The sequence below is a fragment of the Exiguobacterium sp. s21 genome, from assembly GCF_018617975.1.
Taxonomy (GTDB): domain Bacteria; phylum Bacillota; class Bacilli; order Exiguobacteriales; family Exiguobacteriaceae; genus Exiguobacterium; species Exiguobacterium mexicanum_A.
Genome location: NZ_JACSLF010000001.1, coordinates 167,171 through 190,696 on the forward strand (window position 1 = coordinate 167,171; position 23,526 = coordinate 190,696).

A 23,526-nucleotide genomic window follows, 5' to 3' on the forward strand; every position below is an offset into this window, starting at 1 on the left:
GAAAAAATCCCGACGATTTTATGCATCATCAGGATTATCACTGGACAGTTGAATTAGTTGTCGTTTCTTCTATAACTTCGTATGTATATAACCCTCGTCCTATTTTTTTTATTGCCGGATTAACTGTCTCTATTTTCACCATCAACTGGTAAATATTACTGATTTGGTGACGGTATCGTAACTCTAGTTCCATTTGTATATCTCGAACGTTCATTGTTTTACGCTCTGCTAACAAATCAGTCACTTGGTGTGCATAAACTTCAATAGGGTAACGCTGATTAACACGTCTAGGTCGTAACCTTCTAAGTGACTCTGTGAGTGTTTCTTGTTTTTGACTACGATTAAGTTCTGAAATCAAATACTCAGCACGTCTTTGAAGTTGACGATACGATTCTTCAATTTCCATTAGTTCACGATAAATACTATCATTGACTTCTTTAAATTCCATAATTATCCCTCCTCACCTTAAAGTGTAACGTTGATGTAATATGTTTGTCATCCAAATTCAACTTCTGACAGTATAATTTTTGACCCAACACAAAAAGATGACGACTGTTCGGGGCAGTCGTCATCTCACGGAAGATGATCGTAGTCTTTACGCGCCGACGCGTTCGAGGATGCGTGCGAGCGAGAGTTCATCGGTAGAAGAAACGATGAGGTCTGCATGACCGAGCATCGACTCTTCCCCGACGGCGACAGCAAACATGTTTGCCGCTTTGATTGCAGTCACGCCTGCGGCTGCGTCTTCAACACCGATGGCATGTTCGGGTTTCACGCCAAGGGCAGAGGCAGCCTTCAAAAACACTTCGGGATGTGGTTTCGATTCGGCGACAGTTGCTGCATCGACAATGTGATCGAAGTAATGACGGACACCAAGTGCGTCTACGACCGCGAATGCGTTTTTAGAAGCCGAGGCCATTCCGATTTTGAGACCAGCCTCTCTGATTTCATCGAGGAATGAAATGATGCCCGGCAACAAGTCGGCTGAAGAGATGTGTTGAATGAGTTCAACGTAATGTTCGTTCTTCTTCTGTGCGAGTTCCGCTTTTTCATCCGGTGTGAAATCGTCCTGTCTTCCACCGAGCGCGAGGATGCGCTCGAGCGAGTCCGTCCGACTCACGCCTTTTAGCGTCTCATTGAACTCGCGGTCAAACGGAATATCGAGCTCTTCTCCGAGTTGTTTCCAAGCGAGGTAATGGTACTCCGCGGTGTCAGTGATGACACCGTCCAAATCAAAAATGACTGCTTCAATCGTCGACATACATGCTTTCCGCCTTTCCTTCTAATGTTTCTGTCGTCAGACTACATTAAGGGAACTTGACAAGTACCCGTTGCACGATTGGTCATTGATGCAAACGGTTGCACTTGTTCGATTTCTATTATAAATGAAAAAGCCATCATCATGCAACCGCTTTCGCAAAAAAAAAAAAGCAGGAGAAGCATTCGCCTCTCCCACTGCTTACAACTGGATGCCGACGACTTTCACGTTGACCGATAGCGGTGTCATCGCGAGCATCGTATCCATGTCTTGCGTGATGCGTTCTTGTACGGCTGTCACCGTCTTGACGATCGATTGACCGTAAGCGATGTAGAGCGACAAGTTGATCGTGACGCCTTCTGACGATTCGTCGACTTTGACGTGCTTCATGAGCGCACGCTCCGACAGTTTCGTATCTTCTTGCGTGAACGACACGTGTTTCGTCTCTTTGACCGCGACTGCGGCGATCATTTCGACGACGTGACGTGAGACGTTGACGTCTCCTTCTGTGCTATGCATTCCATTTTCGTATGGCATGGTGTCACTTCCTTAACTCTAGTTTCGCTTCCCTTTATAAAGTGTAGCGGAAAACGTCCGTTTAGAAAAGGGTTTACGGTTTTGCATCTTTCACATCTTGGGCACGGCGGACGTCGATCTCGACGAGCGGCTTCAATAGCTTGACGACCGGCGGGCTGATGGTCAATAGGACGATCAAGAAGGCGACACCGAACAAGACGAGCAATTGGAGCCATGACGTCGGCATGAACCCGGCCGGCACGAACGCCTTCCAGGCGACGACGAGGAAGACGTGCACCAAATAAATGTAGAGACTGTACTTTCCGGCCCGAGTGATGACCGGTAGCTCGCGCCCAGGGATGATGAGTGCGAAACTGATCGCCATGAGGATCGATACCGTATAGACGATCAAGAAGGCGAACGGCCCGCTCCAGATCGCCTCCGGCACCGCCGTCTCATAGGCGAACCGGAACTTGAACAAGTTGCCGATATGATAGAACGCACTCTCGTTCTGAAGGCTCATCGAGGCGAGCAGCCCGAGCGTGAGCGTCGTGCAGACGGCGAATCCGCCGATCCGATACCGGTTCCGTTGCTCGGCCCGCTTCGGCAGTTCGAAGAAGTTCATCGTGTTCCGCGCGCTCATCCAGTTCCCGATTAAGAAGAACGGATAGAACATGATGACTTTCCGCAGGGCGAAGAAGCCGGTCGATTCAGCTTGGAAGCCGAACAAGAGCGCAAATAGGAGCGCGTACAGCAAGTATCCTTTCAACTGGGTCACATACGGGGTGATGACGTACCAGATGATGATCGCCATCAAGTACCAGAGCGCCCAATACGGCTTCAATAGAATCAGTCCCGGGTTCTCGAGCGACAAGAGCGGGATGCCCTCGGTGAAGGCAAACCATGAGCCGAGGATCACTTGCCAGATGACGTAGACGACGAACAGCTGGATGACGCGCAAATAGCGGTTCTCCCGGAAGAAGTAACCGCTCAGCATAATGAATAACGGCATGTGGAACGTGTATAAGAATAAATAGACCCATTTCGGCAAGATGTCGTCGTAAGCACCGCGCACGTCCGTCAACAAGTGACCGAACACGACGAGCAAGACGAGCACGCCTTTAATATTATCGTACCAATGATTTCGCATAATTCTTCCTCATATCTTACATATTTTTTCTAGTCGATCACATCTGATTGAGTGACCGTTTTTTCTGTTCCCACCACTTGAGCAAGCCAGCCTTGTCTTCAGCCGGAACATGCTCCATCAAGAAATCGATTTCTTCTGTTAAGCCGAAGACGACGAGTTCTGGTTCAGTTTGAATCGTCTTCATCAGTCGTTCGAACTCAGTAAAGAACGCATTCAATTCGCCAGGTGCGACTGAATGGATGACATCGGCTTGTTTCTCCACGTATTCAACGAAATAGTACAGGTAGAAGACACGGACGTAATTCCGCAAGACAGGGTCTGCGAAGGCGTTCGCTTGTTTGACGAGTTTCGCCCCCTCACGTAATTGATCAAATCGGAACATGTTCCTTGCGTTGGGGGAATCAAGCTTCTTGATGGATTCAATCAAACGCTCCACTTCTTCCTGCTCGAATCCTTCCATGAAATAACGGTTCAACGTCGTCTTCACTTCTGCATGCTGTTTATACAGACCGACGATGAGCTCAATCAACTCGTTTTGGTCGAATTGCTTGAGCTCGGCCCGCAACTCGCCCACCTTCATCTTCTTCATCCAATTCCCTCGCTTCGAATTTTTCCTCACCTATCATAGCCGATTTTTTGAACTGATGAAATTACATTTCCACAAAAAAATGATGACGTCACTGTCATCATTCCCCGGATTTTCCCTTCGCAAGCCGAAACGTCAAGAAATCTTCATCCGACAGCATGTTTCAAGCGTATTCAAATAGACGAGAGTGGGTACAGTATAGTATAGTAGTCTTACCAAATAATCAGAATATTCTAATAAAAGGAGGTGTGGAGAATGGCTTCCGTCATTCGTAACCGTCACCACATGGTACATGACCCGAAACGTTCATTCTCTAACTTCGGATTTTGGTGGTTCACCGGCGCCTTTTCCGTCGGACTGCTCATCGTCGCCTTCGAACCGATCCGGGAACGATTCACCGCCATCCATCCGATTCTGTCCGTGCTGTCCTTTGTGTTCCTTTCGTTCTTCATCGGCGTCGCCATGAAACTCGCGCGTGACGTCTGGTGGCTCAACTACCTGCTCGAACGCACATCGAACCGATACATGTACATCGGGGCCAACACGCTCCGTAGCTGGCAGTACACGCTCGACTCCATCTGGTTATTGACCCGCACGTCACAAAAAAAGCTCGGCCGATTGTATATCCAAATCGACCGAACTGTCCGTTCTGAAGAGGCGAAGCGTCTGTTCGCCGCCTATTTGATTGATCGTGGTGTGCTCGTCGTCTACTCGAGACCATCGAAACCGAAGAAGATGGCTTAACCGAGATACGGCGCCAGCCAGGTCTGTGCTGCCTCGACTTCTTCCATACGCAGCTCGTGCCCGCCTTCGTGATAGAAGAGTTCAACGTCCGCTCCGGCACTTCGGAGCGTCGATGTGAGCTCTTCTGTTTCTGTTTTCGGGCAAATCGGGTCACGCTCCCCGGCCGAGATGAACACGTTCGCCCCCGTAAGGTCTGGCAACGTGAGTGAACGGTCGGGCACCATCGGGTGGAACAAAAGTGATGCGTGGAACGCATTCTTCCGGTAAAGCGCCGATCCGATCAAGTTGGCCCCGTTCGAATAGCCGAGCGGGATCATCTGGTCGCGGTCGATGCCATATTCCGCCGCCGCATCATCCAAGAACGTCAAGAACCGTTCCGTCTGCTGCTTCAAGTCATCGAGGTCAAGGACCCCTTCCGCGTGACGGCGGAAGAAGCGAGACATGCCGTTCTCGAGCACGTCCCCGCGGAGCGTCAAAATGTTCGCCTCGGGAGCGAGTCTTCGTGCGAGCGGGATTAAGTCCTGCTCCGTCCCTCCTGTGCCGTGCAATAAGACGAGTGTCGTCTCGGTCGTGCCTTGAATGAATTGATGTATCATGTCATATCTCCTCTCGGGATTGTAATCGTCGGTAACGTACGGGTGATCGCGTCACGGTCTTGTTCAAACCATGCCGGGAGCTTGAGCGTCGAGCCGAGGCCCTCCAAACTCTCATCGATCAAAAAGCCGGGCGCATCGGTCGCCAGTTCATGGAGAATTCGGCCGGCGTCATGGAAGTAGACCGAGCGGAAGTAATGGCGCTCTTTCACTTCGGTCGGACGGAGCCCGAGCTCGAAGATGGCGTCTTGCCACATCGTGTAGTCTTCCCCGTCATTGACGCGCCAGGCGATATGATGGACCGTCCCCGAACCGGGCACCCCGTTCGGCAGGATGGTCTTTTTCACGTCGATGACGTTGCCGTAGTCGGCCGAGGCTTGTAGGCGAATCCATTCTGAATCTTCCCCTACCGTCTCAAAGCCAAACAGTCCCGTCAACAAGCGGACCGTCGCCTCAGGGTCTTTCGACAACAGCGTCGCCCCGGCAAAACCGGTGATTGCTTCAGCTGATGTCACGCCCGGCACGACCCAACTCGTCTGTTTCGAACTCGCCCGGGCGACGAGCTCGACGACGAGTCCGTCCGGGTCTTCAAACAAGAGCGACGGCTCGCCGAACCGTTCGGTCGCGACCGTGCCGACGCCATGGTCGTTCAATCGTTTCTCCCAAAATAAGAGACTGCCTTCCGGGACGAGATAAGCCGTGACCCCGACTTGTCCGCTGCCGACGCTGCCTTTGCCGATCCCTGGAATCGGGAAGAACGTGATGACCGTCCCCGGTGACCCTTGCTCGTCCCCAAAGTAGAAATGGTACGTGCCCGGGTCATCGAAGTTGACCGTCTGTTTGACGAACCGGAGTCCGAGGACATTCCCGTAAAAGTCTAATGTGCGTTGTGGGTCTTTCACCATCGCCGAGATGTGATGGATACCCGCTGATTGCTTCGTCATCTCATGTCCTCCTTTTTATTATCTTGATTTCAAGATAAATCATTTTCGAAGAAATGTGAAACTTTTTGCTCAATATGGCGTACGCTAATAGTAGACACCTATAAGGAGGTACATATATGACGTTACAAATCGATCGTGTGTCAAAACAGTTCGGTGACTTCACCGCTGTCGACGACTTGAGCTTCCACGTCCCGAAAGGCGAAATGTTTGGCCTGCTCGGAGCGAACGGGGCTGGGAAGACGACGACGTTCCGCATGATTCTCGACATTCTAAAACCGAGTGACGGGACGATCCTCTGGGACGGCCGAAAAGTCGACCACCGCATCGTCGGCTATCTGCCGGAAGAACGGGGCCTCTATCCGAAGTCACCCGTCCGGGACCAGCTCGTCTTTCTAGCAAGCTTGAAAGGAATGCGCCAAGCCGAGGCGAAACGGGCGGTCAAGTCATGGCTCGAACGACTCGAAATCCCGCAGTATGAGACGATGCGCGTCGAACAACTGTCCAAAGGGAACCAGCAGAAGATTCAACTCGTGGCCGCCCTGCTCCACAACCCGGAGCTGCTCATCCTCGATGAACCGTTCAGCGGGCTCGACCCGGTCAACGTCGAGATCTTGAAACGTGAAGTGCTCGCCCTCCGCGACGCCGGGACGACGATCGTCTTCTCGAGCCACCGGATGGAGCACGTCGAGGAGCTGTGCCAACACATCGGCATCTTGAAAGGCGGCCGCGCGGTCGTCAGCGGCGACGTGCCGACGATCAAGGAACGTTACGCTGAACCGGTGCTCTTTATCGAGACGGACCGACCTGACGTGCTCCAAGCCCTCCCGGTCGTCCGGGCGGTCGAACCACATAAGGATGGCCACTTCGTCCGGCTCGACTCGTTCGACGACAGCGATGCGGTGCTCGGTGCCCTCGTCTCGAACGGTGCCGCCATCACGACATTCATGCGCCAGCCCGTCTCATTAAACGACATCTTCATCAAGGAGGTCGGCCAACATGTTTCATAACTTCGGACCACTTTACTCGTTCACGTTACGCTCGAAGCTGCGCTCAAAGGCGTTCCTCATCTCGACGTTGTTGACGATCCTGTTCATCTTCGGTTTCACGAACATCGACCGATTGCTCGCGAATTTCGAGGACACCGACCAGGCCCAAGCTATCCTCGTCACCGACAATAATGAACTGACGACGCTCATGCAGTCGCTCGGTTATGAAGACATCGAATCGGCCGCGATCTCCGAGTCCGAGGCGCGTACTGGTCTCGACAACGGGGATTATGAGATCGTCGCCTTCATCGAGGGGGATTCGGCCCGCGTTCTATCGGAACGGCCAGAACCGGACTTCACGACGGTCCTCCAGACGGCACTCCGCGAAATCCGGAACGCCGAACTGATCGAGACGTCGAACATCGACCCGGCCGTCCTCGCGGCATTGAATGAGCCTGTCACGGTCGAAGAATCGTACCTCGGCCGCGGCGGTGAGAACTCGGACGAGCTGTTCTCGTCGTTCGCGTTCGTCTATGTCATGCTCATGTTGCTCTACGTCTCAATCATCACGTACGGCTCGATGATTTCGACCGAGGTCACGACCGAGAAGTCGTCGCGCGTCATGGAGCTGATCATCTCGACGACGCATCCGGTGACGCACATGCTCGCCAAAATCTCGGCCATCGGGACGCTCGCGTTACTTCAAATCGCGATTTTCCTCGGCTTCGGGTACTTCAGCGCCCGCAGCAACGAGATGGCCCAGTCGGTCATCGATAACGCCGGCAACGTCCGGGCCGTCGTCTACCTGTTGACGTTCTTCACGCTCGGCTACCTGCTCTATGCGGCCATGTTCGCCGTACTCGGCTCACTCGTCAGCCGGGTCGAAGAATCGCAACAGATGACGATGCCGGTCATCATGCTCCTTGTCGCCGGGTTCCTCGCCGCCATGTTCGGCTTGAACAACCCAGAAGCACCGATCGTCACGATTTTGTCGTACGTCCCGTTCTTCACGCCGATGCTCATGTTCCTTCGTGTCATGCTCGTCGATGTGCCGGTATGGGAAGTCGCGTTGTCAATCGGCATCATGATTGCCACGATCGGTGTGATTTTGTGGGTCGGCTCGAAATTTTATCGCGGCGGCGTCCTATTCTACGGCAACAACGCGATTAAACAATGGCGACAAATATTACAGAATCGACAATAACGTTTACAGCATTTTCGTTTTCGTATACTCTAAAGAATGTGCAAAATGAGGAGGAAACGAACAATGCGATCACGATTACTCGCAGCTTTAATCTTTACTTTCATGACGACGCTCACGACGTTCATCTGTTATACCGTCTTCTTGGACGCTGATGCGCTGTGGCAAATCTTGCTCGCATATGCGGGAAGCACGTTCCTCGGGACGCTCGCTTTTTGGTATCCGGTCAGCCGGCGTCCAGAGACGTCGCGGTTCGGCGGCGCGTGGATCGGCATCTTGATCACGACGACGACGCTCATCGGATTCACCGTGATCCGCTTCACCGTTCGCGGTGACGCCGCGTCCTTACTCGACTGGCAGACGATGCTCGCGAGCCTCGCCTACACGTTCGGTTACGTCGGTTGGGTGCTCACGATCCTCAACATCGTGCTCGGCTTCCTACTTGCCGGGACACGACCGAAAGTAAGATATGACGCACGTTCTGTGCGCTGAACGACAGAACGGCCACCCAAATGGGCGGCCGTTCTTTTTTATGCTCGATACCAATCCCAAAATGAAGCACCTTGTGCCACAATCACATAGTCCAACCATTGTGAAAAGTTGAACGGCAAGCGGTTCAATTTAGCGTCCTCTTCGTCAAAGCTCAAAAATTCTCCAATCCACATCCGATTGTCCGTCTCACTTATGTATTCACAAACCATCCATTCTCCGTCACGCCCCGCCCCTATCGGTAGAAAACGCGCCGGACAGTTCCATAATTGTTGGTGCTCAAGGATGTCCTCGATCGAGAACAATTCGATTGCTCCGCCGTATTCCGGGTCTTCGAACAGTTTGGCACCGTTCTGTTCGGTTAACCATGCACGGACCGCTGCCGGTGTTTCTTTCGGCAACCGCTCTAACTCCGTCGCAGTAGCTGGACCGTTGAAGGAGAATGTCAGTTGATTCACGTATCCTTCTTCTAACTGGACATCGAGCCGGTTGTTCACCAATCGTCGTTTCAGTACTTGAACAGCAATCATCACATTGTTCCTTTCATCCATAATGAAAAACCGTGGTCCCCCACGGCCTTCACTGCAATTTATACGATTTAGCGACGACCCCGAACTCTGTATATTGGAACGAGTTGTCGACGAACTGGTCCGGTACGAGCTGCTCGATATAGCGAGCGAACGGCACGATCCGATGCGTCGGTTCGTGCGAGCGTCCCAGGTCGAGCACAGCATCGACGAGCGCCTCGAGCGCATGATGTGTCGTCGGTTCCTCGTCCTCGGCGAAGATGCGACGGAGTTCTTCCTCATGCATCAGGTCGAAGATGCGCATGCGTGCCTCGAGCTGCCGCTGCATGTCCTCGGTCGACTTGCCGTGCATCGCCTCATCGTAGGCGAGCTTCATCTGTTCGAGCTCAGGGACCGTCCCTTTCATGAGCACTTTGAGCGACTCGCCTGTCCAAATATGGCGGGCCAAATAGTTCGCGTCGATCTTGAGCGCCTCGGCGAGCGCCTCTATGTAAGGCATCGTCGGGTAGACTTCACTCAGTTCGGTCCGGCGAATAAAGTACGGGGCGACGCCGATGCGGTCGGCGAGTGCCTCGACCGAGATGCCAGCCCGCTCACGTAATATTCGAATCCGATCCCCATAACCCCGGTACGGTGCGTTTTTTCCATCCATGTCTCTCTCCCCCTCTCTTCTTAGTATAGTTCCCGAATCCATAAAAAAATACTCGGAAGCATACGCCTCCGAGTAAAATGTTCAACTTATTTTTTCGTCAATTCGACGACTTCTGTAGAACCGGCTGTGACCGTGTCGCCTTCAGCAACGAGTTTGTTCACGCCGAAGCTGTCGTGGTTCGTGACGATCACCGGTGTGATCGTCGAAGGCGCGTTCGCTTTGATGAAGTCGAGGTCGAACGTGACGAGCGTGTCGCCAGCTTTGACGGCTTGACCTTCTGTCACGTGCGTTTCGAAGCCTTCACCTTTAAGATTGACCGTGTCGAGACCGATGTGAATCAAGTACTCGGCACCGTTGTCAGCGTTGATTCCAATCGCGTGTTTTGTCGGGAAGACAGTCGCGATTGTACCGTTGACCGGCGAGACGACTTTGCCGTCTGTCGGTTCGACGGCGATGCCGTCACCCATCATTTTTTGCGAGAACACTTGGTCAGGAACGTTCGTGATGTCAATGACCTTCCCTGTAAGCGGTGAAACCGCGTTAAGTTGTTCTTCTTTACCACCAAATAGTTTTTTAAAGAATCCCATAGCTTAATCCCTCCAACATGTTCTGTTAATCAAAGTCTTAGCTTTTATACCCGAAAAGCTTCCTCTTCAATCCCTACCCTATAAACGGTATAGTTGTAATAAGGTAGTGCGAATTCGTTTACACATCGTAAGAATACGAGTGTGCAATCGCTTTTGCAAGCCCTTTTTACACTTTATAAAAATTTCACATGATGGAGGCGCTTACAATGACGACTTTCACAAAATTGTCATATGAACGGCCCGATTTGGACGTTTTGAACAGCCGATTGTCGGACTATTCAGTCGAATTGCAACAAGCGAGCACACTCGAAGAAGCGAACGAATTGATTCGCCAAATCAACCAGGAACGGAACGCGTTCGAGACGCAAAGTCAACTCGTCGCAATCCGCCACTCGATCGATACGCGTGATGCGTTCTACGAGGCCGAGCAGACATTTTTTGACGATGCGTTGCCGGTGTACGAGAAAGAGGTCCAAGCGTATTACCGCGTCTTGACCGAGCACGACCTGCGCAGCCAACTCGAACAGGAATGGGGCAGCCAGTTGTTCGAACTCGCCGAGCGCGCGCTCAAGACGTTCGAAGAATCGCTCATCCCGAAACTGCAGGAAGAGAACCGATTGACGACCGCCTATCAGAAAGTCATGTCGGCGGCCCAAATCGAATTCGATGGCAAAACGCTCAACTTGTCCCAGTTCGGCCCGTATCTTCAGTCCCCTGACCGTTCGGTACGAAAAGCGGCATCCGAGGCCCGTTATACATATCTCGCCGACAACGGGGACGAACTCGACCGCATCTACGGCGAACTCGTCCGCGTCCGGACCGACATCGCGCACGCGCTCGGCTTCCCGTCGTTCGTCGAGCTCGGTTACGCCCGTATGCAACGCGTCGGCTATGACGAGTCGAACGTCGACAACTTCCGCAAACAAGTGCGCGACGTCATCGTCCCGCTCGCGACGACGTTAAAAGAGAAGCAAGCGAAGCGGATCGATGTCGATTCGCTCACGTACTACGACGAGTCGTTCGTCTTCCCAGACGGCAACGCGACGCCACAGGGCGACGAGGCGTTCATCATCGAAGGCGGCAACACGATGTATCGTGAACTCTCAAAAGAGACGGACGAGTTCTTCCAGTTCATGCAACAGCGCGGCGCCCTCGACTTGACGGCGAAACCGGGCAAGGCCGGCGGCGGTTACTGCACGTACCTCCCGTCGGAAGGTCTGCCGTTCATCTTCTCGAACTTCAACGGGACGGCCGGCGATATCGACGTGCTCACGCACGAGGTCGGTCACGCCTTCCAAGTGTACGAGAGCCGTCATTTGACGACGCCGGAATATGCGTTCCCGACTTACGAGGCGTGTGAGATTCACTCGATGTCGATGGAGTTCTTCTGCTGGCCATGGATGGAACTGTTCTTCGGCGACCAAGTCGACAAGTACAAGTTCAATCACTTGGCAGGAAGCATCACGTTCCTCCCGTACGGCGTCCTCGTCGACGAGTTCCAGCACGTCGTCTACCGCAACCCTGACATGACGGTCGCTGAGCGTCGCCAGGCATGGCGTGACCTTGAGAAGGTGTACTTGCCGCACCGTGACTATGAGACGAACGACTACCTCGAGACAGGCGCTTGGTGGCACCAACAAGGACACATCTTCCAGAGCCCGTTCTACTATATCGACTACACGCTCGCGCAAGTGTGCGCCTTCCAGTTCTGGGTGCGCATGCATGAGGACCGTGAGGCGGCGTGGAGCGATTACCTCACGCTCTGCCAAGCCGGCGGCAGCCGCTCGTTCCTCGAGCTCGTCGAATTGGCCGGTCTCAAGTCGCCGTTCGAGGACGGCGTGTTGAAACAGACGGTCGGACAGATTGAAGACTATCTATTGAAACACCCGCTCGCGCACTAAAACGAACCCACTCACGTCAGCGTGAGTGGGTTTTCTCGTTCCAGCCCGAGCATGGCGCCGACGTATTGCGAGGCCGTCATGAAGGCGATAAAAGCGCAAAGTTCACTGATCTCGGCATCCGTGAAGACGTCTTGCAGCACACGAATTGATGAGGCCGGCGTGTCGCCTTTCAGTTGTAAAAACACATCGGCGAACCCTACGGCGAGTGCCGTCCGTTCGTCGAACATATGCGGTTCAGGCTTTCCTTTCGCCTGGCAGTAGTCACAGCCGTTTTGTTGGGCGAGCGTCCGTCGTACCTGTTCTTTCAACTCGGCGGACAGTCTCCCCTCGCCCGTTAACGTGTCTCCGAGCGCTGACCACTGTCGCATCACGCCCTCGTCATGCCCAATCAATCGTTCGAACGGTGTCTTTCCGATGACAGCTGGTTGGATTCGACTCATTTCAACACCTCCTGTATATAAGTATAGAAGGTGATTACAGTGTTTCCCATTTCATTCATAACGGAATCCAGATACAATACATGCCATATAATACGAAAAAAAAGGAGAATTCATTTCATGCTAAAAATCGACGATATCGACCGTCTCCTCTTACATGAACTAACAAACGACAGCCGCCCCTCGATGAGCGAACTCGGGCGCCGCATCAATTTATCGGCTCCGTCCGTCGGCGAACGCGTCCGCCGACTCGAGTCATTTGACTTCATCAAAGGCTACACGATTGATATCGATCATGAATTGCTTGGTCGACCGATTCAATGTCTCATCGAGGCGACCGTGAAGAACGGGAACTATGAGGCGTTCACTCAGTTTTTGGGTCAGCAGTCGAACGTGTCATTCTGTTATCGCATCTCCGGGAGCGCCTGCTATATGCTGAAGATGCAATTTGCGACGTTCGCCGAGGCCGAGCAGTTCATCGATGCGGCCATCCCTTACGCCCAGACCGTTACACATTTCATCTTCTCCGAGGTCAAGACGCAACAACAGGTGAGCCCGTGAGCCCACCTGTGTCTTCAAATCACATCTAATGGTTCTTTTTGGCTCGGTGGCGGGAACGCCTCGTCGAGCGCATTGAAGTCGTCCTCGGTCAAGTTGAGGAGCAACGCCGCGCCGTTCTCTTCGACGTGCGCTTTCTGCCCCGCTTTCGGGATGGCGATGACGTTTCCGCTCCGCACCGTCCACGCAAGCAAGATTTGGGCCGGCGTCGCACTGTACGCCTCGGCGATCCGGTTCACCGTCTCGTCGTTGAAGACTTTCTCTTTCACGTCGCTTCCTTCGGCGAGCGGGGCGTAAGCCATCATCGGGATTCCTTGCTCCTGTAAAAATGGCAACAAGTCGTATTCGACGCCGCGGCTGCCGAGATGATAGAGCACTTGGTTGACCGCGCAATGTTTCCCCTTCGGCAAGGCGAGCAGTTCTTTCATGTCGTCGACATCAAAGTTCGAGACACCCCACGCTCGGATCTTACCGTCCTCCTTCAACTGTTCGAGCCCGTCGACCGTCTCCTCGAGCGGGATGTTCCCGCGCCAATGCAGGAGATATAAGTCGAGGTAGTCCGTACCGAGCCGTTCGAGCGTCGCGTCACAAGCTTGGACGAGTTTGTCGCCCCCGGCGTTATGCGGATACACTTTCGAGACGAGGAATACGTCTTCCCGCCGGTCTTGGATCGCTTCACCGACGAGCGACTCCGATTTCCCTTCCCCGTACATCTCCGCCGTATCGATGACGTGCAACCCGCAGTCGAGTCCCGTCCGGAGTGCCTCGATCTCGGCTTCCCGTTTCGATTCGTCTTCTCCCATGCGCCATGTGCCTTGCCCGAGGGCCCTCATTTCACGCCCGTCTGGCAATTCAGCCACGTGTTGTTTCAGTGCCGCCAAAATTAATGTATGTGGAATGCGGTTCATGCCATCTCCTCCTTCGTCCATTGTTCATGTAACGGTCCGGTCGTCCCAAAGACGGGATCAGTCGCCGGTTTGTCGACTCGTTCGATCCGTTGCACACTGTCCGGTCGTTCTTCCGGTTTCCCTGTCAACGTGTCATAATCGCGTCCTTCCGGATAGGCACCGACGATGGCAAAGTCTTCACTCGCCTCGAGACTGCGATGTCCCGTCCCGGCCGGCAAAATCAAGACGTCTCCTGCTTGAAGCGAGACGAGGTCCCCGGTCGCACCGCCAAGTTGGACGGTCGTCCGGCCCGACTTCACGCCGAGCACTTCATGCGTATTGCTATGGTAATGGTGATAATCGAACACCCCGTTGACCCAACTGTTGCCCCAACCGTTATGTTCGAACGTCGCCTGCATGCCGTCCGTCTCATCAAATACGCCCCGGTACAACAGCACCGGAAAATCTGGATTGTTCGGGATTGACCCATCATCTTCAAATCGGTATGTTTTCACATCCATGGTTGTCCCCTCCTTTGTCTCTTGTGACTGTACCCGACATGAGGCAACAAAAAACGGCTGCTCGGCACGAGCAACCGTTTCGTCAGGAAATCACGTCTTCCCCAGGCACACATCATATTCAAAATCGGTTGGAAGTATTATCCCAGTCCCCATTTTCCCAGCAACAAGTGCTCAGTGATTGGCACGATTCAGGTCAGACTCAATTTCAATTTGGGGTATGACCCAGACGAGGTCATCGAGGAGCTCGGTGAATCATTTCTCGCCGCTCTCGTAACACAAGCACATCAAAAAGACACTTTCCATTGTGGAAGTCGTCACTTGCGTTACAGCCAATGGCTCGGCCGCGTGTACACGGGCGCCAGTCTCGTCTGCCGGTCCCCGTTCATCGCGTTCACTTGCATCTGTGTCAAAAACAGACTGTCGGTCAACGTTGCTCCTCGCACATCCAAATCTCGTACGTCGGCCCCCATGAAATCGACATAGGACAGGTCTTGCCCACGTAAGTTAGCACCAATCAACAAGGCGCCTCGATAACACGTCCCTCTCACGTCATGCTGACTCACGTTTCGACCAATCAAATCGGCCCGGTCTTGCTCGTGGCGTGACGTCAACGTCAGGCCGTTATGTTTCAACCCTTCCGCTCGAATGTGCCGACTGAGTCGGACGAACAATGGGCGGGCCCGTTGTCGGAATGCCATCAGTGCCGTACCGCTCAACTGTTCAGGCGGTAACTCACGGAAAGCCAGTAGGTCTTCCAATAACGTCTCGAGTAATCGTGCATCGTGCTTTGGGATTACTCGGCTCAGGATGTCGCTTATGTAGAGCAGCAGCTCATGGACTTGACTCATGATTGGTAGCACCGTGAACATACGCGTATCGTCGACATACGCCTCCCGCCAGCTTTGTCCGTGAAACGTCACTTGTGACACGAACTGCCCGGCCCCGAGACAGTCGTACACCGTACATCCTTTGAAGCCCCGCTCACGCAGTTCGGAATGGATGTTGCAGGCATACGAATCTGCCAAATGGACACACGGCTGTCCTGCGGGTTTATCAATCGGGAAATCCTCAGACTTCAAGTAGTGGAACGCCACACAACAGAGACCGAAACAATTCGCACAATCCGGTTTGAGCGATTCACGCAACATATGCAGATCGGGCATCGCCATTCATTGTCACTCCTTCCTTGTATGTCTTGACTCTATACGTATAAGTATAAGGAATGTCCCTATTTTTCCATAGTCTTTATTCAATCAATTAGCGTTGCTTTCATCCTTTTCCCCATAAAGCAGTTGCTCCCTCGTTCGCCTTTTCTGCTCTGCCTCGGATATTTCTTTGTAAAGCGCAATCACGGCATCGAACGAGCTTTCGACGTCGATGCGTTGTTCCAACAGTTGGTCTCCATAGAATCCGTGACGTAAATCTTCGAGATGGAGTTCCGCTGTTTGATTGAACATCATTTCAAACTGCTCTTTTGCTCTTTGAATCTCGTCATGCGGTTCCCGATCAGTTAAACGCCGCTGGTCAAAAGGGTCTGTTGAATGAATGAGCTCGTCCCACGCTTCCGGTGACAGTCTGGCTTTCCAATAATCATAGCCCGATTCAAAGCGTTGCAACGGTCGGCCTGATGGAAACGATTTTTCGGCATAAGCTTCGTACAGTTTTCGCCAATGCTCGAAAAACCAATTGATCAACGCCATGTCCCAATCCATGAACATTTCTGATTTGTCATGCTCGACGAATTGGACCCTTCCGCCTTGATACGTCACCTCATAACGAATCGTCCCTTGAATGGACTCGTCGCGATAAAACATGTCATGGCGATACCTCATATCATCTAAATCGAGATCTGCCGGTTTCTCATACGCTTCGAGTGCACTCGCAAGTGATTGGACCGCTCCTGTCGTCAAATCGGTGAACGTCACCTCAATCCGCTCGATGGTTCGGGGTGTCTCAATGATTCCTTCGTTGTAACAGACGGCCAAGACGAGCGGTCGTAGGCTGTCCGTCGAATCGGGAATGACAATCCATTCATTCAGCAGCGGGTCGTGGTAATAACCTTCTTTGATCAATGCTTTTGTGTTGAGGGCATCATTTTCAATAATTGTATATAGCAGAATATCGAGGTCTTGAATTTCACCGTATGGGATTATTCCATAGAAGTTTTCCTCGATCTCGTCACCCGTCCGGAAGTCCCGACCGCTCCACCACTCCACGACAAAACGCCATCGCTCGACGAACCACCATACCCACTCACCGCCGTTCATACCGGTTTGCCATTCATTCCGTTCATAGGCGACCCACTCGTCTTTATCGTACGAAACGGACTGAGTGGTCCCGTCTTGGTAGCGGACCTGATAGGTGAAGATGCCATGTAACGTGTCTCGGTGAAGCAAAGAACAAGCCGATTCATTCATAAACAGCATGAAATCGATGAAGTTCACCGCTTCCTCAGACCCTGCCTCTTGAAACCATAGCTCAATCGATTCAATGACTCGTGCTTCCATCTATAGTCCGCCTCCCCGTTGCTTGTACTAACGCATACAAAAACCAACCCGCTTTCACAGGTTGGTCCGTTCGTTCAGTTCACTTTATTCTCGAGCTGTTGCAACTTCGTCGAATAGTACTCGATGATGTCGCGGCGCCGGATGATACCGATGAAATATTTCCCGTCATCGACGACCGGCACGAAGTTTTGATCGGTGATCGCATCGACGAGCTCCTCGATTTGCGCCGTGATGGCGACCGGCTTATACCGTACGCGTTGCTTGATGTCTTTCAGGGGTGTCCGGAGCACTTTTTCGTAGTCTTCTTCCCCGCGAAGCTGTTCGGCGAGTGCCCAGAGCAAATCCCCTTCTGTCATCGTCCCGGCGTAAAAGCCGTTCTCGGATACGAGCGGCACCGAGGTGAAGCGATGATGTTTCATCTTCTCGAGCGCTTGACGCACCGTCGATTCCGGGTCTAAATATTTGACGTCTTCTTTCGGATATAAAAAGAAAGCGATATTCATGTACAATCTCTCCTCAATCTAAAAATCCACCTCTCCATTGTACCATGTATTAAGGTCTAGTCAGCACAAATTGACCATCTAAATGTCATCCGTTCTAGCAAAAGGAGGCTTATTTCTTTTTTCTTGTGAAGCGTTTCCAGACGAGCTGTTCGAATTGTGTGAGAACACAAAAATAGGCACTGTCCCGAGCGGCTTTTCCATAGCCATCCTTGACCGTGTGACGAACACCAACGACTCTATGTCAAAACCTCGACATACAGCAAACTTGTTCAATCTCAACTCGAACAAAGTGCTTCATTTTAGCTATACCCGTGTACAAGTCGTTCTAGCCTCAAAATCCGTAACAAACGTGCTACAGATGAGCATCAAAAAAAGCCTAGGAACGTCCTAGGCTTGTCACACAGTCAAATAAATCCGAGCAACGTCTTGTTGAACTTGTCCATCTCGTCGAGGACGGTACCGTGACCGCTCTCCTCGAACCGTTCGATACGAGCGTTCGGGATGTCTTTTTCCATTTCGAGCGCGAACTCGAACGGACAAATCTTGTCATGGACGCCATGGATGATAAGCGTCTCGACATTGACTTTCGGCAAGTCCTCGCGCAAATCCTCATCACGGAGTGCTTTCGCCGAAGCAATCGTCCCGTGACTCGACGCGACGAGCGACAGATGATGGAACCAGTTTTGCATCGGTTTCGAATGTTCTTTCTCGAAGAAAATCTCACCGAACCCTTCGAGCATCTTCGGACGGTCTTTCAGCGTATCCTCAATCAACGCGTCGACCTCGGCTTGCGTCATCCCGTACGGATAGTCCGGACGTTGCGTGAACACTGGTGCCGCTGCGCCTGAGAGGACGAGTTTCTTCAACCCGTCATCCGGGAAATCGACGGCGTAACGGATGGCGATGGCCCCGCCCATCGAGAAGCCGACGAGCGTGAAATCTTTGATGCCAAGCCCGTCAACGACCATGTGCACGTCCGACGCCATCGTCGCATAGTCATAACCTGTCGCCGGTGCATCGGACTTGCCGTAGCCACGATAGTCGATCCCGACGTAGCGATAGCCTGCTTCGAGCAACGCATTCTTTTGATACTCGAACATGTTGTTGTTTGCCGGCCAGCCGTGCAAGAAGACGACGGCATCGCCTGTCCCGACGTCTTCCACGTAAATACTCGTTCCGTCATGTGCGGTAATATAATTCCCCATTGGTCAAAACCCCCAGTTGGATTGTTGAGCGGCATGCTTGTTTGCCCACAACCCAACTTTTCCCGTTTGACCGAAGTGGAAACCTATCAACTGTCGCGCCAAAGCGATTCGCCTTTCAAGACATGCTCAATCGCCGCCGCTCCCTCGCGTAATACGGACGTCCGCCACGACTCGTCTTCCGGATAAAACATCGCCATGAACTCTTTTCGAATGCCGTTGCGGGCTTCCGGGTCTTTCGTTCCTTCAAAGTAGAGCCGGTTCTCGAGGATGATCGTCAAGAACTCGCGAATCGTCGCTTTCGTCGACGTCCCGAACGTCCCGAACTCGAACAACGCCGAGACGAGTTGTTTGTCCGGATAGTGCGTGTCCCGTACGTAATAGAAATGGTTCGTCGAGTCTCCGAGGACGTCGGTCGGGTCATACGTCTGGATATTTTTCAGTCCGTATGTCCGCTTCAGTTCGTCCGCATCACGCCCGTCCCGTTCACTGATGACCATCGTCACTTCGTTCGTCGGACCGAGCGCCGTATGCCAATCCATGTGGACGACGCGGTGATAGCGATCGAGCAGGTCATGTTGAATCTCCTTCAAAAAGATGGCGGACGGCTCATCCGACTCACCGCCATAATAGACGCCTTTCGGGAACTGATATTGTCCCATCCCTTTCGCCTCGGTCATCGCCTCGAAGCCGTCGAGCTTGATACCAGAACCGAGGAACGAGTAGATATGTTCGCGCGATTCATGGTAGTCATCGATGACGCCGTCCGGGACGAACAAGTGCCGCATGACTTCATACTCTTTATTGACGTTACGCGGGAGTGATTCCCGGTCGATGACGTAGTTCCGGTTCAAGTCGACGTTATGTTCATTGACGCGGCGGAAGTGCTTCATCCCCCACGGATTGACCGCATGGATGAGACAGATCCCTGTCGACTCGTGCCGAAGGTTTTCGAGTTGCGTCTCGACGAACTGATGCGTCACAGCGGCACCGGCATACCCTTCGATGCCATGCTCGCCGATTGTCATGAGGAGCACCGCCTCGCGTGACCCCGCCGGCTCACCGATGATCAAGTCGATCGTGTCCTCGCCGATCGAGTGGGACATCACGCGGGCCGTCGGATAATAGGTTTTAACGTTGTCGAGTAAGGCGAGAAACTTCTCACGCGACTCTTCGTATGATGATGAAAAATAATGACTCATGGTGATTCCCTCCATTCTAATCTTCTGTACCCCATTCCCATTCCAGACCAGACTAAAAACGCCTCCATGCCGGAGACGTTTTCTAAATTTAGTGGGCCCCGGCTTTCGTCCCACGGTTTTGACGCCGGAACTCGAACAAGTAGACGAGCGGAGCGAGCAGAACGGCGCCGAACACCCAATACGCGCCCGGGCTCACAAACAACATCTCGAACGCCCGGAAAAACCAGGCGACGAGCGAGAGGCCGACGACGAGTTCGGCCGTCCAAATGACACTACGACGAACAGCGAGCGTGAGCGTGTTCGTTTTTTGGAAGAGGGCCGCGAGAAAGGCGATCAAAATGGCCGGGAAGCTACTGAGCCAAAGCATCCGGTTCATCGTGGACTCGGCAAAATACGTGTTGCCGAGTGATACCGTGATCACATAATGCGCGACGAGTACCAACAAGACGACAATCCAACCGATGAGGACGTCACGTTCCCATTTTTTCATTGTTCTCCCTCCGTTCCACACAAAAGAGCTCCCCTTATATTTACCCGTTTTGCGAACGCTTCGGACAATTATGCGTCAAAAAAGACGCGTCCCGTAAGGAACACGCCAGATTATTTGTCCATCAAGTGACGAGCCCATTTGGTCGCCCGCTCGAGCTCTCCGTCTTTGAGTGGACCTTCTTTATCAAGGACGATGAACGACTCTTTCAACACCGGTTCCGCTCCTTTTTCGAGCAGTAACTGCTCCATGCGGGTCGAGGCGTGACCGAACCATTTGACGATTTTCCCGACGAAAAAGCCTTGGTCTTCTTCAGCCATGCTCGTATCAAACGCCGCAGCACGGATGCCTCGGAGCGCATGGTCCGACAGGCCGTCTAAAAAGGTTTTCACGTCCTCAGTCTCGCGCCCGCCATGCGTCGGCGAACCAACGATGAACAAATCAAGGTTGGCGAGGTCGCCGTATCCGACGTGGCTGATCTGCATGATGTCGACGCGGTGTAAGTCGCCGAACCCGTCCTTGATGGCATATGCGACTTTTTCGGTACACCCGTACATCGAGTCAAAGATGATGAGGATTTTCATGTCTGTCCCTTCTCTCTCCAAGACTGGGTGACCCCTACATGAGTCTGTTCCCTATTTCCATACTTGATTATCACCCTATCAACTTTCTTCTGTTAACACTTTCGTGAACTCGTCCAGGTGCTCCAAGTCACTAGCCTCGGCGTGCGTGTTTCTGAACCGATCGATTTGGTCAATGAGAAACGTCTTATCCCCTTCATAGATGGGGACAATCCCTTTCAACAATTGAACATGAACGTCATTGTAAACGGCCAGATGCAGTTCATGCCACATCAAAATGAAACGTTGAAGAACCATGTCTCGTTCCGCCTTCGGGATTTCCTCAATGGCTGACACCATCAAATCAGTGATCTCGTCTCGCACAGCGAACAACAGATGGATAAACGTATCACATCTCATGATTGTCGGAGTGACGATATCAAGAAATGAAATACTATTGAATAAGCGTGATATAGGATTTTCGTCTGACTGAATCACATTTATTTTACGAAACAGATAACGTTTCAAGGTCTTCATTTCCTGTTGATGAATCGTGCCATTTGAAAACTTTCCGACAATTTCTCGCTCACATACTTGAACGAATGTTTCTGGATTGCTTGATGGCGGTGCGAAGTCGTGTGCCAATCGATGGTGAATATCCGAGTCATGCGCCAGCTTCAAAATCACATCGATGAGCTCGACCTTTTTCAACTTACCGAGTTCTTTTGCTAAATCAAACGGTGACCCCGGTGTAAGCCGATCGCGTAACCAATAATAAACTGCGACTTCATGTTTACACGTGCCTTGATTATAAGGGCAATCGCATGACGATTGAATCATCCACTCATTCGCACATGTAACCTCCACTCGATAAACGATACTGCCATTTACATCAAACAAGTACGTATTTCGAGTTTGTGACACTAATTCGAGGTTCCCGCTCATATAGTAACTGCAGCCACGGTCCTCGATTCGCCGTGATACATATCTTTCAAACTCGAATAGATTCATCTTGTCCTCCTAAATCGATACATGACGAAAACCACGAGGCCGAGTCCGACGAATCCATACGCCACCTTATCCAGATGGTCACGCATGCTGAACGGGGCATCATGCCGATACTCGGCCCGCTTCCATCCCGACTCGTCCTCGACCGCGAGTACATCCTCTATCGCTTCCCCGTTCACTTCTCGATAGGTCGTCCCAATCGGATACATGTTCGAGGCATCCCCGTAATAGCTGCCATCCATATCGTCGGCCATCGTCTTCACCTCGCCGACGACTTCACCCAAATCAGCCTCCAATACGGCAACATCCATCACTTCATATACTCGTCCGTCCAACACGACGAACGCATACGCCCACGATAAGGCTTGAGCCGACAAAGAGACAGACAGAAGCAGCAACACCAATCCGATGACGCGCCTCATCGAATCGCCCACACGAACGTCGCCGAGTCACTCAAGTCAATCTCGTCCGGTTCAAGTTCCGGCATCGCCGCCTCCGAGAAGAGTACCTCGTCATGAAGCGTGAGACGCGTCGGCGAATAAAGATGGAGCTCGCCCCACGTATAGTCGATTTGAAGCAAATCGCCGAGCGTCGCCCCGGCGCCCTTTGCCAACAGTTCGGCCCGATGGCGCGCGTTCGCCGCCGCACTCGCAAGCAGTTCGTCTTGAACGGCATCCGCATCCTTGATCGTGAACGAGATGGACAGCTTCGGTTCGGCTAGCGAATTGCTGACGTGTTCGATGACCGAGGACAACTGTTTGGTATCGAGCGGAAACTCGAGTTTCGTCTTCTGCTGACAGACGTAACCTCGGAACCGAGACTTGTAATTGCCTTGTTTGTCCCGGTAGCTCTCATAGTCCGTGTCAATCGAGAAGTCGGTCGTCTTTAAATCCGTCTTCGCGAAGCCCGCCTGCTCAATCGCTTTTTGCAGCCGCGTGACGGCAATCGCCGCCCCGTTCATCGTCTCCTCATAACGAACGGCTCTTGATGTTAAATCCATTCTCACGACAATCAAATCGGGCTTAGCCGATACTTTTCCTGTACCTTTGACGGTGATCGTGCGGTCCATATGATTTCCTCCTTTTGATTCACGAAATGCCGAACAGTTTTATGACGTCCTCCCAGTTATCCGGATAAGCGTTGCTGCCGTCGTATGTCCGTGTGGTGCTGTCTGGCTGTGTAATGGTCAAGCTCCATTGTGTCCCGTCGCGGGTCAGCCACTCGTCTTCGTCTTCAAACGTAGACGGCCACTCCTCCGTCCCTAACGCTATAAACGCCGCGTATACACCTTGTGCTTCTGCTTCCTTATATCTGACGAACGTATCGCCTGGCTGAAGTTCATATTCTTGCCGGTCAATAGATCGGACAGCCGTCCCGTTTGGAAAAAATGTCAGTTTGGATTCGTTTGCAATTCCGAATCCTCCTACTCGGAATGTGATTTCAAGTACTTCTTCCCTCTCCTCGTGAACTTTTTTTGTTCGAAACCACTGCCTAATTTTCTTTGTGATCATCCTCGTCAC

30 protein-coding genes are annotated in these 23,526 nt (G+C 52.5%); 6 read left to right on the forward strand and 24 right to left on the reverse strand.

Features of this window, described 5'->3' with window-relative positions:
• Positions 1-37 precede the first annotated feature (37 nt).
• From KNP06_RS00870 to KNP06_RS00890, 5 genes are all read right to left on the reverse strand, one after another.
• On the reverse strand, positions 38-448 hold the full coding sequence (locus tag KNP06_RS00870; protein ID WP_214711644.1) for a Rok-like winged helix domain-containing protein: 411 nt from the start codon (positions 446-448) through the stop codon (positions 38-40).
• Between the two features lie 147 nt (positions 449-595).
• Positions 596-1,261 (reverse strand): beta-phosphoglucomutase, encoded by a 666-nt coding sequence (pgmB, locus tag KNP06_RS00875; protein WP_214711646.1) that lies wholly within the window; start codon positions 1,259-1,261, stop codon positions 596-598.
• Between the two features lie 198 nt (positions 1,262-1,459).
• Positions 1,460-1,795: an Asp23/Gls24 family envelope stress response protein gene (locus KNP06_RS00880; RefSeq protein WP_034778659.1), complete on the reverse strand. Its 336-nt coding sequence runs from the start codon at positions 1,793-1,795 to the stop codon at positions 1,460-1,462.
• 73 nt (positions 1,796-1,868) lie between these two features.
• Entirely contained in the window at positions 1,869-2,924 is a 1,056-nt protein-coding gene (locus KNP06_RS00885) for an acyltransferase family protein (RefSeq protein ID WP_214711648.1), read from the reverse strand.
• A 37-nt stretch (positions 2,925-2,961) separates the two neighbouring features.
• Positions 2,962-3,513, reverse strand: coding sequence for a hypothetical protein (locus KNP06_RS00890; protein WP_214711650.1), 552 nt, complete (start codon positions 3,511-3,513; stop codon positions 2,962-2,964).
• Positions 3,514-3,765: 252 nt separating this feature from the next.
• On the opposite strand from KNP06_RS00890, the gene KNP06_RS00895 reads away from it, so the two are divergent.
• Positions 3,766-4,254, forward strand: coding sequence for a hypothetical protein (locus tag KNP06_RS00895; RefSeq protein ID WP_214711652.1), 489 nt, complete (start codon positions 3,766-3,768; stop codon positions 4,252-4,254).
• Here KNP06_RS00895 and KNP06_RS00900 read toward each other — a convergent pair.
• Positions 4,251-4,850, reverse strand: a complete 600-nt coding sequence (locus tag KNP06_RS00900) for an alpha/beta hydrolase (protein ID WP_214711654.1) — start codon at positions 4,848-4,850, stop codon at positions 4,251-4,253. The genes KNP06_RS00895 and KNP06_RS00900 overlap by 4 nt on opposite strands.
• Complete coding sequence (locus KNP06_RS00905; RefSeq protein ID WP_214711656.1) at positions 4,847-5,791, reverse strand: VOC family protein; 945 nt, start codon at positions 5,789-5,791, stop codon at positions 4,847-4,849. Before KNP06_RS00905 ends, KNP06_RS00900 begins: the two co-directional genes overlap by 4 nt.
• A gap of 116 nt (positions 5,792-5,907) precedes the next feature.
• On the opposite strand from KNP06_RS00905, the gene KNP06_RS00910 reads away from it, so the two are divergent.
• The 3 genes from KNP06_RS00910 to KNP06_RS00920 all read left to right on the forward strand — a co-directional run bounded on the left by KNP06_RS00910 (position 5,908) and on the right by KNP06_RS00920 (position 8,470).
• Positions 5,908-6,798: an ABC transporter ATP-binding protein gene (locus tag KNP06_RS00910; RefSeq protein WP_214711658.1), complete on the forward strand. Its 891-nt coding sequence runs from the start codon at positions 5,908-5,910 to the stop codon at positions 6,796-6,798.
• The gene (locus KNP06_RS00915; protein WP_214711660.1) at positions 6,788-7,981 is read left to right on the forward strand and encodes an ABC transporter permease; all 1,194 of its coding nucleotides are present in this window, start codon (positions 6,788-6,790) and stop codon (positions 7,979-7,981) included. Before KNP06_RS00910 ends, KNP06_RS00915 begins: the two co-directional genes overlap by 11 nt.
• 63 nt (positions 7,982-8,044) lie before the next feature.
• Complete coding sequence (locus KNP06_RS00920) at positions 8,045-8,470, forward strand: hypothetical protein (RefSeq protein WP_214711662.1); 426 nt, start codon at positions 8,045-8,047, stop codon at positions 8,468-8,470.
• A 38-nt stretch (positions 8,471-8,508) separates the two neighbouring features.
• On the opposite strand, the gene KNP06_RS00925 is transcribed toward KNP06_RS00920, so the two are convergent.
• From KNP06_RS00925 to KNP06_RS00935, 3 genes are all read right to left on the reverse strand, one after another.
• Positions 8,509-8,997: an SMI1/KNR4 family protein gene (locus KNP06_RS00925; protein ID WP_214711664.1), complete on the reverse strand. Its 489-nt coding sequence runs from the start codon at positions 8,995-8,997 to the stop codon at positions 8,509-8,511.
• 49 nt (positions 8,998-9,046) lie between these two features.
• Positions 9,047-9,646 carry a helix-turn-helix domain-containing protein gene (locus KNP06_RS00930; RefSeq protein WP_214711666.1) on the reverse strand — a complete coding sequence of 200 codons (600 nt, stop codon included), beginning with the start codon at positions 9,644-9,646 and terminating at the stop codon, positions 9,047-9,049.
• 86 nt (positions 9,647-9,732) lie between these two features.
• Positions 9,733-10,233: a PTS sugar transporter subunit IIA gene (locus tag KNP06_RS00935; protein WP_214711668.1), complete on the reverse strand. Its 501-nt coding sequence runs from the start codon at positions 10,231-10,233 to the stop codon at positions 9,733-9,735.
• Positions 10,234-10,439: 206 nt separating this feature from the next.
• On the opposite strand from KNP06_RS00935, the gene KNP06_RS00940 reads away from it, so the two are divergent.
• Positions 10,440-12,134 (forward strand): M3 family oligoendopeptidase, encoded by a 1,695-nt coding sequence (locus tag KNP06_RS00940; RefSeq protein WP_214711670.1) that lies wholly within the window; start codon positions 10,440-10,442, stop codon positions 12,132-12,134.
• A gap of 11 nt (positions 12,135-12,145) precedes the next feature.
• Here the strand turns inward: KNP06_RS00940 and KNP06_RS00945 are convergent, their stop codons facing one another.
• Positions 12,146-12,574 (reverse strand): carboxymuconolactone decarboxylase family protein, encoded by a 429-nt coding sequence (locus tag KNP06_RS00945; protein ID WP_214711672.1) that lies wholly within the window; start codon positions 12,572-12,574, stop codon positions 12,146-12,148.
• A 117-nt stretch (positions 12,575-12,691) separates the two neighbouring features.
• On the opposite strand from KNP06_RS00945, the gene KNP06_RS00950 reads away from it, so the two are divergent.
• On the forward strand, positions 12,692-13,132 hold the full coding sequence (locus KNP06_RS00950; protein ID WP_214711674.1) for an Lrp/AsnC family transcriptional regulator: 441 nt from the start codon (positions 12,692-12,694) through the stop codon (positions 13,130-13,132).
• A 14-nt stretch (positions 13,133-13,146) separates the two neighbouring features.
• Here the strand turns inward: KNP06_RS00950 and KNP06_RS00955 are convergent, their stop codons facing one another.
• From KNP06_RS00955 to KNP06_RS01015, 13 genes are all read right to left on the reverse strand, one after another.
• Positions 13,147-14,037, reverse strand: a complete 891-nt coding sequence (locus KNP06_RS00955; RefSeq protein WP_285800860.1) for an aldo/keto reductase — start codon at positions 14,035-14,037, stop codon at positions 13,147-13,149.
• Positions 14,034-14,537 (reverse strand): cupin domain-containing protein, encoded by a 504-nt coding sequence (locus KNP06_RS00960; protein WP_214711676.1) that lies wholly within the window; start codon positions 14,535-14,537, stop codon positions 14,034-14,036. The genes KNP06_RS00955 and KNP06_RS00960 overlap by 4 nt, the downstream gene beginning before the upstream one ends.
• A gap of 323 nt (positions 14,538-14,860) precedes the next feature.
• Positions 14,861-15,706, reverse strand: a complete 846-nt coding sequence (locus KNP06_RS00965; RefSeq protein ID WP_214711678.1) for a pentapeptide repeat-containing protein — start codon at positions 15,704-15,706, stop codon at positions 14,861-14,863.
• A gap of 84 nt (positions 15,707-15,790) precedes the next feature.
• Positions 15,791-17,044 (reverse strand): hypothetical protein, encoded by a 1,254-nt coding sequence (locus KNP06_RS00970; RefSeq protein WP_214711680.1) that lies wholly within the window; start codon positions 17,042-17,044, stop codon positions 15,791-15,793.
• Between the two features lie 74 nt (positions 17,045-17,118).
• The gene (locus KNP06_RS00975; protein ID WP_131472909.1) at positions 17,119-17,547 is read right to left on the reverse strand and encodes a CBS domain-containing protein; all 429 of its coding nucleotides are present in this window, start codon (positions 17,545-17,547) and stop codon (positions 17,119-17,121) included.
• A 404-nt stretch (positions 17,548-17,951) separates the two neighbouring features.
• Positions 17,952-18,752, reverse strand: coding sequence for an alpha/beta fold hydrolase (locus tag KNP06_RS00980; protein ID WP_214711682.1), 801 nt, complete (start codon positions 18,750-18,752; stop codon positions 17,952-17,954).
• Positions 18,753-18,838: 86 nt separating this feature from the next.
• A complete protein-coding gene (locus KNP06_RS00985; protein ID WP_214711684.1) occupies positions 18,839-19,951 on the reverse strand; it encodes a M14 family metallopeptidase in 1,113 nt (370 codons plus the stop codon).
• Positions 19,952-20,039: 88 nt separating this feature from the next.
• Positions 20,040-20,441: a hypothetical protein gene (locus KNP06_RS00990; RefSeq protein WP_214711686.1), complete on the reverse strand. Its 402-nt coding sequence runs from the start codon at positions 20,439-20,441 to the stop codon at positions 20,040-20,042.
• A gap of 110 nt (positions 20,442-20,551) precedes the next feature.
• Positions 20,552-21,022, reverse strand: coding sequence for a flavodoxin family protein (locus KNP06_RS00995; protein ID WP_214712870.1), 471 nt, complete (start codon positions 21,020-21,022; stop codon positions 20,552-20,554).
• 78 nt (positions 21,023-21,100) lie between these two features.
• Entirely contained in the window at positions 21,101-22,009 is a 909-nt protein-coding gene (locus KNP06_RS01000) for an SWIM zinc finger family protein (protein WP_214712871.1), read from the reverse strand.
• Positions 22,006-22,428, reverse strand: coding sequence for a hypothetical protein (locus tag KNP06_RS01005; protein WP_131435423.1), 423 nt, complete (start codon positions 22,426-22,428; stop codon positions 22,006-22,008). Before KNP06_RS01005 ends, KNP06_RS01000 begins: the two co-directional genes overlap by 4 nt.
• Positions 22,425-23,075 carry an SIMPL domain-containing protein gene (locus tag KNP06_RS01010; RefSeq protein WP_214712872.1) on the reverse strand — a complete coding sequence of 217 codons (651 nt, stop codon included), beginning with the start codon at positions 23,073-23,075 and terminating at the stop codon, positions 22,425-22,427. Before KNP06_RS01010 ends, KNP06_RS01005 begins: the two co-directional genes overlap by 4 nt.
• 19 nt (positions 23,076-23,094) lie before the next feature.
• On the reverse strand, positions 23,095-23,517 hold the full coding sequence (locus tag KNP06_RS01015; protein WP_214712873.1) for a hypothetical protein: 423 nt from the start codon (positions 23,515-23,517) through the stop codon (positions 23,095-23,097).
• Positions 23,518-23,526: the final 9 nt, after the last annotated feature.

What these genes read in the sequence shown, in the direction of transcription:
- KNP06_RS00990 (WP_214711686.1), bottom strand. Translation starts at nt 20,441, where the DNA reads ATGAAAAAATGGGAACGTGACGTCCTCATCGGTTGGATTGTCGTCTTG.
- KNP06_RS00940 (WP_214711670.1), top strand. Translation starts at nt 10,440, where the DNA reads ATGACGACTTTCACAAAATTGTCATATGAACGGCCCGATTTGGACGTT.
- KNP06_RS00910 (WP_214711658.1), top strand. Translation starts at nt 5,908, where the DNA reads ATGACGTTACAAATCGATCGTGTGTCAAAACAGTTCGGTGACTTCACC.
- KNP06_RS00965 (WP_214711678.1), bottom strand. Translation starts at nt 15,706, where the DNA reads ATGGCGATGCCCGATCTGCATATGTTGCGTGAATCGCTCAAACCGGAT.
- KNP06_RS00945 (WP_214711672.1), bottom strand. Translation starts at nt 12,574, where the DNA reads ATGAGTCGAATCCAACCAGCTGTCATCGGAAAGACACCGTTCGAACGA.
- KNP06_RS00890 (WP_214711650.1), bottom strand. Translation starts at nt 3,513, where the DNA reads ATGAAGAAGATGAAGGTGGGCGAGTTGCGGGCCGAGCTCAAGCAATTC.
- KNP06_RS00995 (WP_214712870.1), bottom strand. Translation starts at nt 21,022, where the DNA reads ATGAAAATCCTCATCATCTTTGACTCGATGTACGGGTGTACCGAAAAA.
- KNP06_RS00870 (WP_214711644.1), bottom strand. Translation starts at nt 448, where the DNA reads ATGGAATTTAAAGAAGTCAATGATAGTATTTATCGTGAACTAATGGAA.
- KNP06_RS00880 (WP_034778659.1), bottom strand. Translation starts at nt 1,795, where the DNA reads ATGCCATACGAAAATGGAATGCATAGCACAGAAGGAGACGTCAACGTC.
- KNP06_RS00985 (WP_214711684.1), bottom strand. Translation starts at nt 19,951, where the DNA reads ATGAGTCATTATTTTTCATCATCATACGAAGAGTCGCGTGAGAAGTTT.
- KNP06_RS00935 (WP_214711668.1), bottom strand. Translation starts at nt 10,233, where the DNA reads ATGGGATTCTTTAAAAAACTATTTGGTGGTAAAGAAGAACAACTTAAC.
- KNP06_RS00900 (WP_214711654.1), bottom strand. Translation starts at nt 4,850, where the DNA reads ATGATACATCAATTCATTCAAGGCACGACCGAGACGACACTCGTCTTA.
- KNP06_RS00930 (WP_214711666.1), bottom strand. Translation starts at nt 9,646, where the DNA reads ATGGATGGAAAAAACGCACCGTACCGGGGTTATGGGGATCGGATTCGA.
- KNP06_RS01000 (WP_214712871.1), bottom strand. Translation starts at nt 22,009, where the DNA reads ATGAATCTATTCGAGTTTGAAAGATATGTATCACGGCGAATCGAGGAC.
- KNP06_RS00975 (WP_131472909.1), bottom strand. Translation starts at nt 17,547, where the DNA reads ATGAATATCGCTTTCTTTTTATATCCGAAAGAAGACGTCAAATATTTA.
- KNP06_RS00970 (WP_214711680.1), bottom strand. Translation starts at nt 17,044, where the DNA reads ATGGAAGCACGAGTCATTGAATCGATTGAGCTATGGTTTCAAGAGGCA.
- KNP06_RS01005 (WP_131435423.1), bottom strand. Translation starts at nt 22,428, where the DNA reads ATGAGGCGCGTCATCGGATTGGTGTTGCTGCTTCTGTCTGTCTCTTTG.
- KNP06_RS00915 (WP_214711660.1), top strand. Translation starts at nt 6,788, where the DNA reads ATGTTTCATAACTTCGGACCACTTTACTCGTTCACGTTACGCTCGAAG.
- KNP06_RS00920 (WP_214711662.1), top strand. Translation starts at nt 8,045, where the DNA reads ATGCGATCACGATTACTCGCAGCTTTAATCTTTACTTTCATGACGACG.
- KNP06_RS00895 (WP_214711652.1), top strand. Translation starts at nt 3,766, where the DNA reads ATGGCTTCCGTCATTCGTAACCGTCACCACATGGTACATGACCCGAAA.
- KNP06_RS00950 (WP_214711674.1), top strand. Translation starts at nt 12,692, where the DNA reads ATGCTAAAAATCGACGATATCGACCGTCTCCTCTTACATGAACTAACA.
- KNP06_RS00905 (WP_214711656.1), bottom strand. Translation starts at nt 5,791, where the DNA reads ATGACGAAGCAATCAGCGGGTATCCATCACATCTCGGCGATGGTGAAA.
- KNP06_RS01015 (WP_214712873.1), bottom strand. Translation starts at nt 23,517, where the DNA reads ATGATCACAAAGAAAATTAGGCAGTGGTTTCGAACAAAAAAAGTTCAC.
- KNP06_RS00925 (WP_214711664.1), bottom strand. Translation starts at nt 8,997, where the DNA reads ATGATTGCTGTTCAAGTACTGAAACGACGATTGGTGAACAACCGGCTC.
- KNP06_RS00885 (WP_214711648.1), bottom strand. Translation starts at nt 2,924, where the DNA reads ATGCGAAATCATTGGTACGATAATATTAAAGGCGTGCTCGTCTTGCTC.
- KNP06_RS01010 (WP_214712872.1), bottom strand. Translation starts at nt 23,075, where the DNA reads ATGGACCGCACGATCACCGTCAAAGGTACAGGAAAAGTATCGGCTAAG.
- KNP06_RS00980 (WP_214711682.1), bottom strand. Translation starts at nt 18,752, where the DNA reads ATGGGGAATTATATTACCGCACATGACGGAACGAGTATTTACGTGGAA.
- KNP06_RS00960 (WP_214711676.1), bottom strand. Translation starts at nt 14,537, where the DNA reads ATGGATGTGAAAACATACCGATTTGAAGATGATGGGTCAATCCCGAAC.
- pgmB (WP_214711646.1), bottom strand. Translation starts at nt 1,261, where the DNA reads ATGTCGACGATTGAAGCAGTCATTTTTGATTTGGACGGTGTCATCACT.
- KNP06_RS00955 (WP_285800860.1), bottom strand. Translation starts at nt 14,037, where the DNA reads ATGAACCGCATTCCACATACATTAATTTTGGCGGCACTGAAACAACAC.